This window comes from Bacillus sp. FSL K6-6540 (assembly GCF_038007545.1).
Genome location: NZ_JBBOXH010000001.1, coordinates 1,107,206 through 1,121,104, shown reverse-complemented (window position 1 = coordinate 1,121,104; position 13,899 = coordinate 1,107,206). Strand labels below are relative to the sequence as shown.

Annotated in this window: 12 protein-coding genes; all 12 read right to left on the bottom strand. The window is 55.7% G+C overall.

Annotated features, from left to right (window positions below; all coding sequences use genetic code 11):
• Positions 1 to 76 precede the first annotated feature (76 nt).
• Complete coding sequence (gene purD / locus MHH82_RS04860) at positions 77 to 1,345, bottom strand: phosphoribosylamine--glycine ligase (protein WP_340963830.1); 1,269 nt, start codon at positions 1,343 to 1,345, stop codon at positions 77 to 79.
• 214 nt (positions 1,346 to 1,559) lie between these two features.
• On the bottom strand, positions 1,560 to 3,107 hold the full coding sequence (purH, locus tag MHH82_RS04855) for a bifunctional phosphoribosylaminoimidazolecarboxamide formyltransferase/IMP cyclohydrolase (protein WP_036661938.1): 1,548 nt from the start codon (positions 3,105 to 3,107) through the stop codon (positions 1,560 to 1,562).
• Between the two features lie 156 nt (positions 3,108 to 3,263).
• Positions 3,264 to 3,872 (bottom strand): phosphoribosylglycinamide formyltransferase, encoded by a 609-nt coding sequence (purN, locus tag MHH82_RS04850; protein ID WP_340963827.1) that lies wholly within the window; start codon positions 3,870 to 3,872, stop codon positions 3,264 to 3,266.
• Positions 3,872 to 4,912 carry a phosphoribosylformylglycinamidine cyclo-ligase gene (purM, locus tag MHH82_RS04845; protein ID WP_340963824.1) on the bottom strand — a complete coding sequence of 347 codons (1,041 nt, stop codon included), beginning with the start codon at positions 4,910 to 4,912 and terminating at the stop codon, positions 3,872 to 3,874. The genes purN and purM overlap by 1 nt, the downstream gene beginning before the upstream one ends.
• A gap of 180 nt (positions 4,913 to 5,092) precedes the next feature.
• Positions 5,093 to 6,571: an amidophosphoribosyltransferase gene (gene purF, locus MHH82_RS04840; RefSeq protein ID WP_009592356.1), complete on the bottom strand. Its 1,479-nt coding sequence runs from the start codon at positions 6,569 to 6,571 to the stop codon at positions 5,093 to 5,095.
• The gene (gene purL, locus MHH82_RS04835) at positions 6,556 to 8,799 is read right to left on the bottom strand and encodes a phosphoribosylformylglycinamidine synthase subunit PurL (protein ID WP_036661946.1); all 2,244 of its coding nucleotides are present in this window, start codon (positions 8,797 to 8,799) and stop codon (positions 6,556 to 6,558) included. Before purL ends, purF begins: the two co-directional genes overlap by 16 nt.
• Entirely contained in the window at positions 8,777 to 9,466 is a 690-nt protein-coding gene (gene purQ / locus MHH82_RS04830; protein ID WP_012819095.1) for a phosphoribosylformylglycinamidine synthase subunit PurQ, read from the bottom strand. Before purQ ends, purL begins: the two co-directional genes overlap by 23 nt.
• A 4-nt stretch (positions 9,467 to 9,470) precedes the next feature.
• Complete coding sequence (purS, locus tag MHH82_RS04825) at positions 9,471 to 9,716, bottom strand: phosphoribosylformylglycinamidine synthase subunit PurS (RefSeq protein ID WP_006208285.1); 246 nt, start codon at positions 9,714 to 9,716, stop codon at positions 9,471 to 9,473.
• 49 nt (positions 9,717 to 9,765) lie between these two features.
• Positions 9,766 to 10,656, bottom strand: coding sequence for a phosphoribosylaminoimidazolesuccinocarboxamide synthase (locus tag MHH82_RS04820; protein ID WP_340963816.1), 891 nt, complete (start codon positions 10,654 to 10,656; stop codon positions 9,766 to 9,768).
• Positions 10,657 to 10,882: 226 nt separating this feature from the next.
• On the bottom strand, positions 10,883 to 12,178 hold the full coding sequence (gene purB / locus MHH82_RS04815) for an adenylosuccinate lyase (protein ID WP_009592336.1): 1,296 nt from the start codon (positions 12,176 to 12,178) through the stop codon (positions 10,883 to 10,885).
• Between the two features lie 3 nt (positions 12,179 to 12,181).
• A complete protein-coding gene (gene purK / locus MHH82_RS04810) occupies positions 12,182 to 13,369 on the bottom strand; it encodes a 5-(carboxyamino)imidazole ribonucleotide synthase (RefSeq protein WP_036661956.1) in 1,188 nt (395 codons plus the stop codon).
• The gene (gene purE / locus MHH82_RS04805; RefSeq protein ID WP_009592351.1) at positions 13,366 to 13,851 is read right to left on the bottom strand and encodes a 5-(carboxyamino)imidazole ribonucleotide mutase; all 486 of its coding nucleotides are present in this window, start codon (positions 13,849 to 13,851) and stop codon (positions 13,366 to 13,368) included. Before purE ends, purK begins: the two co-directional genes overlap by 4 nt.
• Between the last annotated feature and the right edge of the window lie 48 nt (positions 13,852 to 13,899).

Below are 13,899 nucleotides of genomic sequence, written 5' to 3'. Positions count from 1 at the left end.
TACCGCTTGTGATCTTTAGAAACCGATCTGCGGCAGTCCTTTATTTTTACGTATGGTTGTTAGTGAATGAGCTTGCTTATTGCAGTGCTTTCAGTGCAATATCCGTCCGGTTAAACTTGCCTTCGAACGCAATCGCTTCTGCCCGTTCATAGGCTTTCGCGCGTGCCGCAGCGATATCTGCGCCTAAACCGACAACGCCCAGGACACGTCCCCCGTTCGTTCTCCAGGTTCCATCAGCATCACGAGAAGTGCCCGCGTGAAATACGATCGTCCCGTCCTGCTCATTGTCCAGACCAGTGATCGCGATTCCTTTCGGATACGATGCAGGGTAACCGCCGGAAGCCAAAATGACGCATACGGCTGCTTCATCGCCCCACTCCAGCTCAAGATCAGCCAGGGTTCCGTTCACGGCAGCAAGGAAAACGTCAAGCAGATCGGTCTTCAGGCGCGGCAATACAACCTGCGCTTCCGGATCGCCGAATCTGGCATTGAATTCAATGGTCTTCGGTCTGCCGTCCGGCGTGATCATCAATCCGGCAAACAGAACGCCGCGGAACGGACGTCCTTCGGCAACCATCGCTTTTGCCGTAGGCTTGATGATCGTCTCAATGGCCTCTTCGATGATGGACGGCTGAATATGAGGCAATGGCGAATACGTTCCCATTCCTCCGGTATTTGGCCCCTGGTCCCCGTCATAGGCCGGCTTGTGATCCTGCGCGGCTGACATCGGCTTCACGGTTTCTCCGTCCACAAAGGCGAGGATCGACATTTCCTGGCCTTCCAGGAACTCCTCGATAACTACGCGGCTTCCGGCATCGCCAAACACCTTCGATTGCATGATGTCGCTGAGTGCCTGCTCGGCTTCCTCGATGGTCCGCGCAACGGTAACGCCCTTGCCTGCTGCGAGCCCGTCCGCTTTCACGACGATCGGCGCGCCTTGCTGGCGCAAGTAAGCAAGCGCCTCCTCGTAATTGTCGAACTTCGCGTAAGCCGCTGTCGGTATGCTGTATTTATGGAGCAGATCCTTCATGAAGGTTTTGCTGCCCTCGATTTCGGCCGCGTTTTTGCGCGGACCGAATACCGGGATGCCCGTAGCGTCAAACGCATCCACGATGCCTTCCGCCAGCGGATCATCCGGACCGACAACAATGAGACCCACCTGCTTCTCTACGGCGAAAGCCGCCAGCTTATCAAATTCCGATACCGCAATCGGCACGTTTTCGGCCAGCTGCCCGATTCCGGCATTGCCCGGCGCACAGTAAATGGTGCCTGCTTTCGGGCTCTTTGCCAGTGCCCATACGATGGCATGCTCTCTTCCGCCGCCTCCGATAACCAAAATATCCATGGTTTACCCCTCCCGAATCATTTCATATTGCCCGCGATATCGTTTCACCGCATGAATCATTTACGGGGCAAAGCGATAAGTCGACCTTTCGCCCCTTAAACGTAAAGGCGGCGCGCGCTAAGCGCGGCGTCGCCTCTATATGTTGCTGAATCAAAGGTGATCCTTCAGCAGCAGCCTGACGGCTGTAGCAAAGCTCCCTTTATATGCTCATGAATTAGTGCTTGAAATGTCTCACGCCGGTAAAGACCATGGCGATCCCGTATTCGTTGGCAGCCTTAATGGATTCCTCATCCTTAATGGAGCCGCCCGGCTGAATGATGGCGGTAATGCCGGCTTTCGCCGCAAGCTCCACCGTATCGCCCATTGGGAAGAAGGCATCGGAAGCGAGAACCGCGCCTTTGGCTTTCTCTCCCGCCTGCTCCACCGCAATGCGCGCGGAACCGACACGGTTCATTTGACCTGCGCCTACGCCGACGGTCATGTCGTCAGCCGCCAATACGATTGCGTTCGACTTGACGTGCTTGACCACCTTCCAGCCGAAGAGCAGCTGCTTCAGCTCGGCTTCGGTCGGCTCGCGGTCCGTCACGACCTTCAGGTCAGCCGCATCGAGGGAATGCACATCGCTTTCCTGCACGATCATGCCGCCTTCGATGGTTGTTACGGCAAGCGTGCTTTGGCGCTCCTTGGCCGAGCCGAACTCGCCCATCTTCAGCAGACGGATGTTTTTCTTTTTCGTCAGAATCTCCAGTGCCTCCGGCGTGAAGTCCGGTGCCAGGATAATTTCAAGGAAAATATCCTTCAGCAGATCGGCCGTCGGAGCGTCAATCGTCCGGTTTGCGGCCACGATGCCGCCGAAGATGGACGTCGGATCCGCATTGTAAGCTTTTTGATAAGCTTCCAATACATTCGTCCCGATGCCGACGCCGCAAGGATTCATATGCTTCACGGCCACCACGGTCGGCTCGTCGAATTCCTTCACGATCTGCAGAGCCGCGTTTGCGTCATTGATATTGTTGTAGGAGAGCTCTTTGCCGTGCAGCTGCTCGGCGGTCGTCAACGTTCCCGCAGGAGCCAGCGGCTTCCGGTAAAATGCCGCCTTTTGATGCGGATTTTCGCCATAGCGAAGATCCTGGATCTTCTCGTAGGTGACGCTAAAGCGCTCAGGAAGCGGATCCCCTGTCACATTCGACAAATAATCGGAAATGAGCGTATCGTAGGCAGCCGTATGACGGAATACCTTGGCTGCAAGGCGCTTCCGGGTTTCCAGCGTCGTATCGCCGCCGCCGCGGATTTCCTCGATCACGCTGCCGTAATCCGCCGCATCGACAACCACGCTCACAAAAGCATGGTTTTTCGCAGCCGAACGCAGCATCGTCGGCCCGCCGATGTCGATATTTTCGATCGCGTCTTCATACTCGACATCCGGCTTCGCGATCGTTTCCTGGAACGGGTACAGGTTCACCACGACCAGATCGATGTAATCGAGGCCCAGCTCCTGCATTTGACGCTGATGCTCCTCGCTGTCGCGAATGGCAAGCAAGCCGCTGTGCACCGCTGGATGGAGGGTTTTGACGCGTCCGTCCAGAATTTCCGGGAATCCGGTCACATCGGAAATGCCGATGACAGGAACGCCTTCTTTTGCTAGGAGGTTCTTCGTCCCTCCTGTCGAAATGATCTCTACACCCAATGAAGACAACTCGCGGCAAAATTCCACGACGCCGGTTTTGTCCGACACGCTGACCAAAGCTCTTTTGATACCCACGTTCATACCCCCTATTTTGAATGAAAATCTACTAAGTTAGGCCTGTCTTGATACCGTAGATGCTGTCGAAGATCCATAATTGCAAATTATTTCCCGAGAAATATCGAACATGTCGATTCACTGTAAGACCTTGTCCGCTTTTATTACAAAAGCCTATCAGGCAATCGTCACATTCCGCCCGTTCAGCGAAATCCGCCCCTGGGCAAACCAGGAAACGACTTCAGAGTATAACTTCTGCTCCACGGCGTGAATGCGTTCTGCCAGCGTTTCCGCCGTATCGCCGTCCTTGATTTCAACGGCTTTCTGAGCGATAACCGGCCCGGTATCCATGCCGCCATCCACGAAATGCACCGTGACGCCGGTCATCTTCACGCCATACGCAAGCGCTTGGCCGATCGCGTCTTTGCCTGGAAAAGCAGGCAGGAGCGAAGGATGAATATTGATAATCCGTCCGTTATAGAACTCGACAAAGGAAGGACTCAATAGCCGCATATATCCTGCAAGGACAATCAATTCGACACCGCGCTGCTGAAGCTCTGCCGCAATTTCCCGTTCGTAATCTTCCTTTGAGGCATATTCCTTCGGCTGAAAGGCGAATACATCCACATTCGCTGCTTTAGCCAGCTCCACTACGGGAGCCTGAGGCTTGTCGCATACCAGAATGCTGATCTCGCCGCCCATGGCTCCGCTTTGCTGCGCATCGACCAAAGCCTGAAAGTTGCTGCCTCTTCCGGAAGCGAACACCGCCATCCGAAACGCTCTCATTACACCTCAGCTCCCGTGAAGGTTACGATGCGCTCGCCTTCGGTCACGCGGCCGATCGCATAAGCCTCTTCGCCTGCGGAGCGGAGGAATTGAAGCACCCCGTCTGCATCCTGCTCCTTAACGACAAGCACCATGCCGATCCCCATATTAAATGTCGTAAACATGTCCTTGTTCGAAATGTCGCCTTTTTCCTGCATCAGCTTAAAAATCGGCAGAATCGGCCAAGAGCCGTATTCGATATCGACGTTGACGCCATCCGGCAGCATGCGCGGAATATTTTCGATAAATCCGCCACCCGTGATATGCGCCATGCCCTTTACTTCGATCTCTTTCAGCAGTCCGAGCAGCGGCTTCACATAAATCTTGGTTGGTGCGAGCAATACGTCGCCAAGACGTCCGCCCAGTTCCGGGAGTTCCTGCTGCAGCGAGTAGCCGGCATCCTCCAGAAGCAGCTTGCGGACGAGCGAGAAGCCGTTGCTGTGCACGCCGCTGGATGCCAAACCAATCACCGTGTCGCCTGCCGCGATATTCGACCCGTTGATCATTTTGCTTTTGTCGACAATGCCCACGGTAAAGCCCGCGATGTCATACTCGCCTTCGCTGTACATGCCCGGCATCTCCGCCGTCTCCCCGCCGATCAGGGAACAGCCCGCTTGATTGCATCCGTCGGCGATCCCTTTGACGATGGATTCGATTTTGGACGGAATGACCTTGTCGCACGCTAAATAGTCGAGAAAAAAGAGCGGTTCTGCGCCCTGCACCACGATATCGTTCACGCACATCGCTACCGCATCGATGCCGATGGTATCATGTTGGTCCATCGCGAATGCAAGCTTCAGCTTTGTGCCGACGCCATCCGTGCCTGAGACGAGTACCGGCTCTTCATATTGGTCTTTATTCAGCTTGAACAGTGCGCCAAAACCACCGAGGTCCGTCATGACTTCCGGCCTGAAAGTCGTTTTGACATGCTTTTTCATCCGCTCTACCGCTTCGTTGCCTGCAGCGATATCCACGCCTGCTTGTTTGTAAGTATCAGACACGCGCTCAACACTCCTTTTTCGTTATGACGAAAGTAACAGTTCACACATCATTTATGGGCTTAATCAATAATCAGCTTAAAGAGGTTGTTCAAACCAACCTTCTCGGTGCTGAAAACCGACCTTTTTGAATATTCACTTAAAGGGTGTATCCGAGAAAAAATGGCTGTCCGCTGCGCAGAATCAGCAGCTGCAGCCCATCTTCTCTTCCCCGTTGAAATCAATCTGCGTCGGGTACTCATTATCAAAGCATGCCATGCACAAGCCGCCTTTAGGGCTGTGCTCATCATAACCGCCAATGGCGGATATCAGTCCCTCCGGACTCAGGAACGACAGGGAATCCGCATTGATCTCCCGGCAGATTTCCTCGACGCTTTTCTCGGAGGCGATTAATTCCCTGCGGTCCGGCGTATCGATGCCGTAGAAGCATGGGTTCTTGAACGGCGGCGACGTAATCCGCACATGCACTTCGGTCGCGCCCGCTTCGCGAAGCAGGTTGACGATCCGGCGGGACGTGGTTCCCCGTACGATGGAATCATCGATCATGACCACCCGTTTGCCTTCGACCACGCGTCGTACCGCGCTCAGCTTCATCTTCACGCCCTGCTCGCGCAGCTCCTGGCTCGGCTGAATGAACGTCCGGCCCGTGTATTTGTTCTTGATCAATCCCAGCTCGTAAGGAATGCCCGTCTGTTCGGCATAACCGATGGCGGCCGAGATGCTGGAATCCGGTACGCCCGTGACCACATCCGCATCCACGAACGATTCCAGGGCCATTTTGCTGCCCATCCGTTTGCGGGCCGAATGCAGGTTGGAGCCGTTCAGATCGCTGTCCGGACGGGAAAAATAAATATATTCCATCGCGCACAACGCTTTGCGTCCCGCTTCCGTGTACCGCTCTTCCCGAAGCCCGTTCCGATCGAGGATCAGCAGCTCCCCGGGAGCGACGTCGCGAATCGCCTCAGCTCCGATAACTTCAAGCGCACAGGTCTCGGAGGTGAAGATGTACGCATCGCCCAGACGACCCATCGTGAGTGGACGGAGTCCGTTCGGGTCCGAGGCGACGAGCAGCTTGTCATTGGTCATGAGCAGAAACGCAAAGCCGCCCACCAGGCGCTGCAAGGCATCCTTGGCAGCCTCGACAAAATCCTTCGGCGAACGCGCGATCAGATGCGCAATGACCTCCGTATCGCTGGTCGTTTGGAAAATGGAGCCTTCCATCTCCAGCTCGCGTCGAAGCTTCGGCTCATTGACGATGTTGCCGTTCGTAGCAATCGCCAGATTGCCCTCACGATATTTAAAGACGAGCGGCTGCGCATTCGTCAGCCTGCTGTCCCCGCTGGTCGAATACCGGACATGCCCGATCGACATGCTGCCCTGCAGCGATTCCAGCTTGTCTTTATCAAACACTTCTTTTACCAGCCCCATACCGCGGTGATAATTGAAATTCTCGCCGTCGGCCACGCAGATTCCCGCGCTCTCCTCGCCGCGGTGCTGGAGGGCGTGAAGCCCGTAATAGGAAAGGGAGGCGGCATCGGGATGCCCAAACACCCCGAATACGCCGCACTCTTCTTTTAAGGTATCGAAAATATCGCTCTGACCTGTTCCCTCATTGTAGTAATCCCCTGTCCACAGTCCTTCGGGTATCAGTTCATGAGACATGGAATGGCATCCTCCCAGACGGATTTCAAAGCCTCCACGGATTCTTCCAGCGCAGAAGCACCGTTAATGTTAATGCTAAGCTTGTTTCCGCCGACTACGCCAAGCGCGGTAAATGGAACGCCCGCTTCTTGCAGGAGCTTCTCCAGCGCATTCTTGTCATCAGGAGACGCGGACAGCACGATCCGGGATTGGCTCTCGCTGAACAGCGCCACGTCGTTGCGCAGATCGGTTGCCCATTTCACGCTCGCGCCGATGCCTCCGCTGATGCAGCTTTCCGCAAGCGCTGCTGCAAGTCCGCCCTCCGACACGTCATGCGCCGATTGGACCAGACCCGATTGGATGGCTTTCAGTACGCCGCCGAGCAATTTCTTCTCGGTATCCAGGTTCAGCTCCGGCGGTCTGCCTTCCGACACCCCGTGCAGGATCGCTTGGAACTCGCTGCCTCCCAGTTCGGCACGGGTATCGCCCAGAACGTAGATGGCATCGCCCTCCGCCTTGAAGGCTTGCGTCGTAATATGATCCGTATCATGGATCAGGCCGACCATGCCGACAACCGGCGTCGGATAAATCGCGCCTTTGGCATTCTCGTTGTAGAGGCTGACGTTTCCGCCGATGACCGGCGTTTCAAGCTCACGGCAAGCTTCCGCCATGCCGTCCACGGCTTTTTCCATCTGCCAGAAAATTTCCGGCTTCTCCGGGCTTCCGAAGTTCAGGTTATCCGTAATTGCCAGCGGTTCGGCACCGGAGCACACGATATTGCGCGCCGCTTCGCTGACCGCGATTCTGCCGCCGAGCTCAGGGTCGAGGTAGACGTAACGACCGTTGCAGTCCGTTGTCATCGCCAAGGCTTTACGCGTTCCATGCACCGTTACGACGGCTGCATCCGAGCCCGGACGAACGGCCGTGCTGGTGCGAACCATGTAATCGTATTGGTTGTAGACCCATGCTTTACTCGCTAGGCTTGGCGAAGCGAGCACCTTCTTGAGGGCGCCGCCCAAGTCCTTCACTTCTTCATAACGGAGCGTATCCACCGCAGCCTGCTCTTGATAATAAGCCGGTTCTTGGGATGGTTTGTTATAAATCGGGCACTCGTCGACGAGCGCTTTAACCGGCATGTCGCCAACCACCTCGCCGTGGTGGATCAGCTTCAAGCGGCCATCGTCCGTTACCTTGCCGACTTTGGCGCAGATAACGCCCCAACGCTCGAAGATTTCGCGCGCTTGCGCTTCATGTTTCGGCTCAACGACGAACAGCATGCGCTCCTGGGATTCCGACAGCATCATTTCATAAGGCGTCATGCCCTCTTCGCGCTGAGGCACCTGATCCAGGTACAGCTCCAGGCCATTGCCTGCTTTGCTTGCCATCTCGGCACTGGAGCAAGTCAATCCGGCTGCGCCCATATCCTGAATGCCCAGCACGATGCCGGAATCGATCAGCTCGAGGCAGGATTCCATCACGAGTTTCTCCATGAACGGATCGCCGACCTGAACGGCCGTACGGTTCGCTTCGGATTCCTCCGTCAGCTCAACGGAAGCGAAGGTTGCTCCATGAATGCCGTCTCGGCCTGTCGGAGGCCCGACATAGAAGACCGGATTGCCTACCCCTTTTGCAACGCCGCGCTGAATCTTGTCATGGTCGATAACGCCTACGCACATCGCATTGACCAGCGGATTGCCTTCGTAGCTCTCGTCGAATACCACCTCGCCGCCTACCGTCGGGATTCCGATGCAGTTTCCGTAGCCGGCTATGCCGGATACCACGTGTTCGAACAAATATTTAACGCGATCGCTCTCCAGCTTGCCGAAACGAAGCGAGTTCAGAATCGCTACCGGTCTAGCCCCCATGGAGAAAATATCGCGGATTATGCCGCCTACGCCCGTAGCTGCGCCTTGGTAAGGCTCTACAGCGGAAGGGTGGTTATGGCTTTCGATTTTGAATACAACCGCTTGGTTGTCGCCGATATCGACGATCCCTGCACCTTCGCCCGGTCCCATCAGGACGCGCGGGCCGCTTGTCGGGAAGCGGCGAAGCAGCGGCTTGGAGTTTTTGTAGGCGCAGTGCTCGGACCACATGACGCTGAATACGCCGATTTCCGTGTAATTCGGCTTGCGTCCCATGAAGGAACAGATCAGCTCATACTCGCTGTCCGAAACTCCCATCTGCTTGTAAATCTGATGCTCTGCGATCTGTTCTGCCGTCGGTTCCTTAACGGACGTTTGCTGCGCCATGAGTATCCCTCCATGCCTGTAATATGGATGTAAACATTGCTTTACCGTCATCCGAGCCGAGCAGGCTGCTCACCGCGCGCTCCGGATGCGGCATCATGCCGATTACGTTGCCGCGCTCGTTGCAGATGCCCGCGATATCCTCGATCGAGCCGTTCGGATTGTCTTGATACGTAAATACGATTTGCCGGTTGTCCCGGAGCTTTTGAAGCGTTTCTTCATCACAGTAATAGTTGCCCTCGCCATGCGCGATCGGAATGACAATCTCTTGTCCCTCCGCGTAATCACGGGTAAACGGCGTTGTATTATTGTTCACTTTAAGCACCGTGTCATGGCAGCGGAATTTCATCGAATCGTTGCGCCGCAGGGCTCCCGGAAGGAGTCCGGCCTCCGTCAAGATCTGAAATCCGTTGCAAATGCCCAGAATATACTTGCCCTCTTCCGCCGCTTTCGCCACTTCGTTCATGACCGGGGCGAACCGGGAAATCGCACCACACCGCAGATAATCTCCATAGGAGAATCCGCCGGGCACCAAAATACAATCGTATGGGGAAAGGTCCGTTGCCGTATGCCATACATAATCCACCGGCTGACCGATCGTCTCTTCTACCGCCTTATAGCAGTCAATGTCACAGTTGGAGCCAGGAAAGACCAGCACTGCAAATCTCATTGGTTTAGCCCTCCAATTCATAACGGTAGTTCTCTACCACCGTATTGGCCAGAAGCTTCTCGCACATTTCTTTCACTCGTTGCTCGGCTTCCTCACGGTTGTCCGTGCCCAGCTCAAGCTCCATATATTTACCGATCCGCAGGCTTTCCACTTCCTTGTACCCAATCGAATGAAGCGCCCCCTGCACCGCTACCCCTTGAGGGTCCAATACGCTCTGCTTAATCGTGACGTAGACCTTTGCTTTCAACATTGTATCCTGTTCCTCCTCGGTATATATGAATGAAATGGTTTATCAAAGCTTACAGGCTAACACCCGTGATTCGGCTGTAAATATCGCTGTAGCGGCGCGTTGTCTCCTCCACCACGGCTTGCGGCAGCGGATCCGGCGCACTGTTCTTATCCCAATCGGACGAAGCAAGATACGTGCGTACCGGCTCCTTATCCATACTGTCGATCTCAATGTCGAGCGCATAATTGTTCTCATCCCAGAAACGGGAGGAATCCGGCGTGAAGATCTCGTCGATCAGGACGATCTCTCCGTCGATCAATCCAAACTCAAACTTGCAATCGGCCAAAATAATGCCTTGCTTGCGGCAGTAATCGCGGGCAAACTTGTACAGCATCAGGCTTTTGTCCTGCAGCTGCAATGCCAGTTCCTCGCCGACAAGCTCCTTCATGCGGGAAAGCGGGATGTCCTCGTCATGACCGACATCGTTCTTGGCCGCCGGCGTGAAGATCGGCTCCGGAAAAGCCTCGTTCTTGCGCAGGCCCTCCGGCAACTGAATGCCGTTGACCTCCCCCGACGACTGATACTGCCTCCAGCCTCCGCCGGTGATGTACCCGCGCACGACGCATTCGATATCGATGCGCTCGGCCCTCCGGCACACCATGATGCGTCCGTCCAGCAGGTCCTTGTCCTTGACGGCATCGCCCAGCAGGTTCACGTCGGTATGCACGACATGATTGCGGATGAGCTGCTCCGTTTGTTCGAACCAGAAGGCGCTCAGCTTGTTCAGCACGGTTCCTTTAGCCGGCACGGGCGGCTCCAGCACATAGTCAAAAGCGGAAATGCGGTCGGTTACTACAATGAGTACGTGCTCGCCCAGGTCGTACAGTTCACGAACCTTGCCCTTGTACAGCAGCGGTACGTTGACCAGATGAGTGGCGGTCGATAATGCCGGTAATGTCATGTGTTCCTCCCCTTAGACCAGAGATTGTCTGCATATCATCACTACGAATGCGGATTATTTATCCGATCCCTGTTGCCCCCAGATTCCCTTGAAAATATGATTCAAAGGTTGAAATCCGGGGGCAAAGGGGACCGCTAACGCTTCTACAAAATAATTCCGCCTTCTCCGTTGCAGAAAATGATCTTCTCAAGATCTTTTATGAATGCGGATTTATCCGTTTCTAACCCTACTCCAACCCCAGCTTGGCAAAAATCGTATCCACATGCTTCAGGTGCCAGCTTGGATTGAAGGCATCTTCGATCTCCTCGGCGCTGAGTACCTCGGTGATCTCAGGCGTGGATTCCACGATCTCGCGGAATTGACGCTGCTCTTCCCATGCCTGCATGGCGCGTGGCTGAACGGTGTCGTACGCTTGCTCGCGGCTGAAGCCCTTGTCGATCAGCTTCGTCAGGATCCGGCCGGAGAAAGGAACGCCATATGTGCGGGCCATGTTGCGCTTCATGTTCTCCGGGAAGACCGTCAGGTTCTTCACGATGTTGCCGAAGCGGTTCAGCATGTAGTTCAGCAGCATCGTAGCGTCCGGCAGGATGATACGTTCTACCGAGGAGTGGGAAATGTCCCGCTCATGCCAGAGCGACACGTTCTCGTAAGCGGAAACCATGTGGCCGCGAATGACGCGGGCAAGGCCCGAGATGTTCTCCGAACCGATCGGATTCCGTTTATGCGGCATCGCGGAGGAACCCTTTTGTCCTTTGGCGAATGCCTCTTCTACTTCGCGAACCTCACTCTTCTGGAGCGCGCGTACTTCGGTAGCGAATTTCTCGAGCGAAGTAGCGATAAGGGCAAGCGTCGCCATATATTCCGCGTGACGGTCACGCTGCAGCGTCTGGGTCGAGATCGGCGCCGCCTTCGTGCCGAGCTTGCGGCAAACGAATTCTTCGACCGAAGGATCGATATTGGCATACGTGCCGACAGCACCCGAAATTTTGCCGTACTGCACGCCGTCAGCCGCATGGCGGAAACGCTCCAGGTTGCGGATCATTTCTTCATGCCACAGCGCCATTTTCAGACCGAAGGTCGTCGGCTCTGCATGCACGCCATGCGTTCTGCCCATCATCGGGGTATGCTTGTAAGCCAGTGCCTTCTCTTTCAAAATACCGATAAAGCGCAGGATGTCCTGCTCCAAAATATCGTTGGCTTGCTTGAGCAGATATCCCATCGCGGTATCCACCACATCCGTCGAAGTCAAGCCGTAGTGGACCCATTTGCGCTCCTCGCCAAGGCTTTCCGACACGGCGCGGGTAAAAGCGATGACATCATGGCGGGTTTCCTGCTCGATTTCATAAATCCGATCTATATTGAAGGTCGCATTCTGGCGAAGCTTAACGGTGTCCTCCTTCGGAATGACGCCAAGGTCGGCCCATGCCTCGCATGCGCACAATTCCACTTCTAGCCATGCTCTGAACTTGTTCTCCTCGGTCCAAATCGCCCGCATTTCCGGTCTGCTGTAACGTTCAATCATCGTTTAATCCTGCCTCCAAATATTTATTTTCTCTACCCATTCGAGCGCGTCATCGACGTCCCCGCACAAGAGGTTGATATGTCCCATCTTGCGGTTAGCCTTCGCCTCGCTCTTGCCGTAAAGATGAAGCTTAGGCACAACGCCGAGAGACTCTGCAAGCGCGTCGTGCTCTCCAAAACGCCGTACCGCTTCCTCCAGATGCTGCCCCAGGAGGTTCACCATGACGACCGGGCTCAGCAGCGTCGTATCCCCGAGCGGCAGATCGCAAATCGCTCTCACATGCTGCTCGAATTGAGAGGTGGAGCATGCCTCCATCGTGTAGTGCCCCGAGTTATGCGGACGAGGCGCAAGCTCATTCACGAACAGCTCCCCCTGCTCGGTCACAAACATCTCGACGGCCAGCAGGCCGACAGCTCCCAAACCTTCTGCCACGCGTTCCGCGAGCTGACATGCTTTGCGCTTTACTTCGCTCGGCACGCGCGCAGGCACAATCGACAAGTGCAAAATATTGTTGACGTGCACGTTCTCTGCCGGCGGGAAGCTCTTCACGATGCCGCTGGGCGTACGCGCCGCAATGACGGAGATCTCGCATGCGAACTTGACGAATTTCTCCAATACCAGCTCAGTCCCGCTGGCAGCCAGCTCCTTGTAAGCCGATTCGAGTTCATCTTCGCTGCGGAGAACCGCTTGCCCTTTACCATCATAACCTCCCGTGGCGGTCTTTAGCACGCACGGAAGTCCAAGTTCAGAGGCGGCGGACAACAAATCTTCCAAGCTTGTTATTTCACGATACGGTGCAACCGGCACGCCGGCCGCTTCGATCGCAGCCTTCTCGCGCAAGCGGTGCTGCGTAGTGTACAGCAGCTTGCTTCCCTGAGGAACATAAGACTGCTCCTCCAGAAGCCGGGCCACGCCCGCATCGACATTTTCGAATTCGTAGGTAATGACATCGGCCTTCGCCGCGAGCTGCCGGGCAGCCTCGACGTCGTCGTAACGGGCCGTAACCTGCTCGGCCATCTGGCCGAGCGGAGAGTTCGGCGTCGGATCAAGGGTGACGAACGAATATCCCATCCGGATTCCGTCCAGCGCGATCATTCGTCCGAGCTGCCCGCCGCCGAGTACGCCAATGACCGAACCCGGCAAAAGCTTTCTGCCGGATGCTCGCGTCTGCTGTGCTCCGTTCTCCATCATAGGTTATCGCTGCTTTCCAGCACTTCGTCCCGGATCCGGTCCCGGCGCGCCTGCACTCTTTCGCGAATCCCTGCATCCGAGGTGCCGAGAATTTGCGCTGCGAGCAACCCCGCGTTCGTGGCTCCCGCTTTGCCGATCGCTACGGTTGCTACCGGAATGCCGCCTGGCATCTGCACGATCGACAACAATGAATCCAGACCCTTCAGCGCTTTGGATTTAACCGGAACGCCGATGACCGGCAGCACCGTCTTCGAAGCGACCATCCCGGGCAGGTGGGCGGCTCCGCCGGCTCCGGCGATGATGACGCGAAGCCCCCGGCCCTCCGCCTCCTCGGCATAACGGAACATCAGGTCCGGCGTCCGGTGAGCGGATACGACTTTTTTCTCATAAGGAATTTCAAGCTCGTCTAGCACCTGGCATGCATGGGACATCGTATCCCAATCTGATTGGCTTCCCATAATGACTCCTACTTGTGCTGTCATGAGTTACCCCCGCTTTCTGCGAAATTCGACATTCATATGACTGCTGAA